Here is a 2,893-nt window from a genome sequence, read left to right on the forward strand (position 1 = left end):
GTCTCCGTTGGGTTCGGGGTTGCATGACGGCATCGGTCGGCCGGATAGTGTAGGCGAATTTCTCCAGCATCGTCAGAAGGTTCGTCCCGATCGCGCTGCATCAGGCGGACCAGACCGAGGGCGAGCAGCCCGCACAACTCGGCGCGGCGTTCGGCGGGCGTCATCTGATCGGGTGGCAGTGGATTGGGGCGTTTCATGCGAGCAAGTCCGTGTTGGCTTGCCCTGCCTCTACTCAGCCGATCCGAAAAACGTCCCGCAGGGAAAGATGGCGGTTATGCGAAAGGCCGGACTCGACTCATGGTTGATCCATCGGGTAGAACATAATCAGAACAGGCCGGCCGTTTGCGAGGTATTCCCGTGGGTTCCGATCTCAAGAAATTTGTTAATCCGAAGTTTCTCAAAACCATTGATCCGGCCCTGATGCGGGTTTTGTTCGTTCGGCACTTCGGCGAGGATGAACTGCCTGTGGCATTCGAGGGAGAGGCCGCAACCATTCGGGCAGCTCTGGCGGCGCATTTCGAAGGAACCGTTGCAGGCTGGAACGCCGGAATGGTCGCCGATTTGCATCGCGTTGCCGAGCTTGGAACCAGCGAGGGCATGCAGCTTATTCTGAACGAAGCCCGGCGTCGTGGCGTGGTTCTCTATCCCGAGCCCGACCCTGACGACGCCGAATCCGCGCCCATTCGCCATGATCCCAAACACGTCGCGCTCCACACCTACCTGCTGCACCACCGCGTTTTCGAGGCTGCAGCCGACTTTCATGCGCTGCGTGCGCCGACATCGCCTGCAGAGTTCCGCGGGCCAGAGCGGGACGTGGGTGCGGACCTGACCGAAGAAATGACCGAGGCTTTCAAGGCAGCGGTGATCAATCTGTTTTCGCAGGACCTGCAGGGTCAATATTGCCGCCTAGGGCCCTATGAGGAAGATGGCGAAATCAACCTGGTGATCAGCCACGGCGCGCAAGTCACCACAACGCCGGTGGTCACCGGGGATCGCGAAGAGATCATTACCCTTCGGGCGGTCAAATATGCGGTGCTGCGGTACTCCCCGGTCGAAGGGCGCCTGTTCGTAGGCGGCGTGGTCAAGGCGCAGCAAGGCGAGATCTCCGAGCTTTTCGCCCGGCATATCCTGAGGCGGCCGGGCTTCTTCTCGGGGCGGGACGCCCGCGATCTTTATACGCTCGATCCGATCAGCGATGCCGGGCCCGATTTCGCGTTCCAGCATCGCTATGACGAGACCATCAAGGAGGTTCGGATCGTTGCCGCCGCCGCTGACCTCTTCGAGCGGGATGAAGAGGATCAGCGCTGGCGTCATGTGCGCAGTTGGGAATCGAAAGACGCGTCCGGCGGCGCGCTGACCCATTTTCGGGGCAGCGAGGTGCGGTTCGGCCGGGGCTGGCGGTTGGGCGAGATCACCTTCCGGGTCGCATTCGAAACCGGCGCCAAGCGGCCGGCACAGGTCACGGTGCGGCTGAAGCCGCCAGGGACGCTCGCCTTCCGCCGGACGCGGTTCGAAAAGGCGATCCACACGCTGGTTCAGCGCAATGGGCTCGAAAAGGACCGCGATGCTGGCATGGTTGTGGACGCGGCTGAGTGAGGGCGGCGCCCGGGTCGCGATCTCGGGCCGGGCGTTGGGCCGCCTTCCCGCAAGCGAAGTCGAGCGCCTCTTGCGAGCGCAAGTGCTGATCGAGGAACGGAAGGCCGATACCTGGTCGGTCTGCGCCGAATGCGACTGCGGGCTTGATGCTCGCCCCGTCGAACAGTTGGGTGATGCATTCCGGGCCTGCTGCCCGCACGATCAGTCCGAAGACGTGATCCTCCAGAAGGACGATCTGAGCCGCTTTTCGGTCGACACTGACCGGCTTGTGGCCCGGATTGCTGCCAGCGGTGATCTTGGCGGCGCGGTCACCCGAATTGCGGACGGCGTCTGGCTTTTGGGGGAGACCCCGTCCGGCCATGCCGTGGTCCTGTCAATCGATGCCGACAATCTGGTTGCGCCGGGCGCGGTGATGGCGATCAGGGCGGCCGTGGGGCTGAAGCCGATCATGGCAATCGTCCACGACCTTTCCGCGGCAATCGCTGTCAGGTTGCGAGAAGTTGGGGTCGAGCCCCACGCAATTGCGGCGGTTTTCAAAGCAGGGTCGGATGGCATGGACCGCCTCGTCCTTGATCCGCCATCTTCAGTTCCGCGACTCGTCATGAACCTTTCGGCGCAATCGGTCACTCTCGACGGCCGTCGGCTCGACCTGCCGACTCAGATGTTCGCGCTGTTTCGTCTGCTGATCGAGCAATCCGTCAAGCGTGATCCAGTCCTGAAAAAGCAGGATATCGAGAGGCAGACCGGCCGTCCCGCCAATGAAATCGCCCGCGACCTGCGCAACGCGCTTATCTCCTCCGGCATGCCCGAGGCGCAGGCGAAATCGCTGGTCGCGACGGTTCGCGCGCGCGGCTATCGGCTCGGCCTTGCCCCCGCCGAAGTGGTCATCGAACCCTGAGGCCGTCACACACAATCCGCACATAACAAACACACGGCAATCACACCGGCGGCTGCGGGCTGAGCGGCACATTCGGAACAACAGCAACATGTTCCGAGGTGCTCCCGAATGTTTCCGCCGATTTCCCCCGACGACCTTGCCACACTGATCGACGAGGCAGCCATTGCCGCGCGCCGCCTGCATCGCAAGCTGATGCTGCCCGCCGCCGATCTCGACGATCTTCGCCAGGACCTGCTGGTCGGCATGATCTGCCGGCTGCCCGGCTTCGATGCGCGCCGTGGCAGCATCGGCGCTTTCGCCAACATCGTCTTGCGCAACCAGTCCTCGCGCATCGCGATCCGCCATCACCGCCAGCGGCGCATGCATGGCGGCACGGTGCTTTCGCTCGACGCCCCCGTT

4 protein-coding genes are annotated in these 2,893 nt (G+C 63.2%); 3 read left to right on the forward strand and 1 reads right to left on the reverse strand.

Features of this window, described 5'->3' with window-relative positions:
• A partial coding sequence (locus E3D03_RS20355) for a hypothetical protein (RefSeq protein WP_263568463.1) occupies positions 1-197 on the reverse strand: 197 nt, incomplete at its 3' end.
• A gap of 160 nt (positions 198-357) precedes the next feature.
• Between E3D03_RS20355 and E3D03_RS20360 the strand changes: the two genes are divergently transcribed.
• The 3 genes from E3D03_RS20360 to E3D03_RS20370 form a co-directional block, all read left to right on the forward strand.
• Entirely contained in the window at positions 358-1,596 is a 1,239-nt protein-coding gene (locus E3D03_RS20360; RefSeq protein WP_097031827.1) for a hypothetical protein, read from the forward strand.
• Entirely contained in the window at positions 1,565-2,494 is a 930-nt protein-coding gene (locus tag E3D03_RS20365; protein WP_263568464.1) for a hypothetical protein, read from the forward strand. The genes E3D03_RS20360 and E3D03_RS20365 overlap by 32 nt, the downstream gene beginning before the upstream one ends.
• A 108-nt stretch (positions 2,495-2,602) precedes the next feature.
• A partial coding sequence (locus tag E3D03_RS20370; RefSeq protein ID WP_318013790.1) for a sigma factor occupies positions 2,603-2,893 on the forward strand: 291 nt, incomplete at its 3' end.

The sequence above is a fragment of the Paracoccus sp. DMF genome (assembly GCF_004407025.1).
Lineage (GTDB): Bacteria > Pseudomonadota > Alphaproteobacteria > Rhodobacterales > Rhodobacteraceae > Paracoccus > Paracoccus aminovorans_B.

What these genes read in the sequence shown, in the direction of transcription:
- E3D03_RS20365 (WP_263568464.1), top strand. Translation starts at nt 1,565, where the DNA reads ATGCTGGCATGGTTGTGGACGCGGCTGAGTGAGGGCGGCGCCCGGGTC.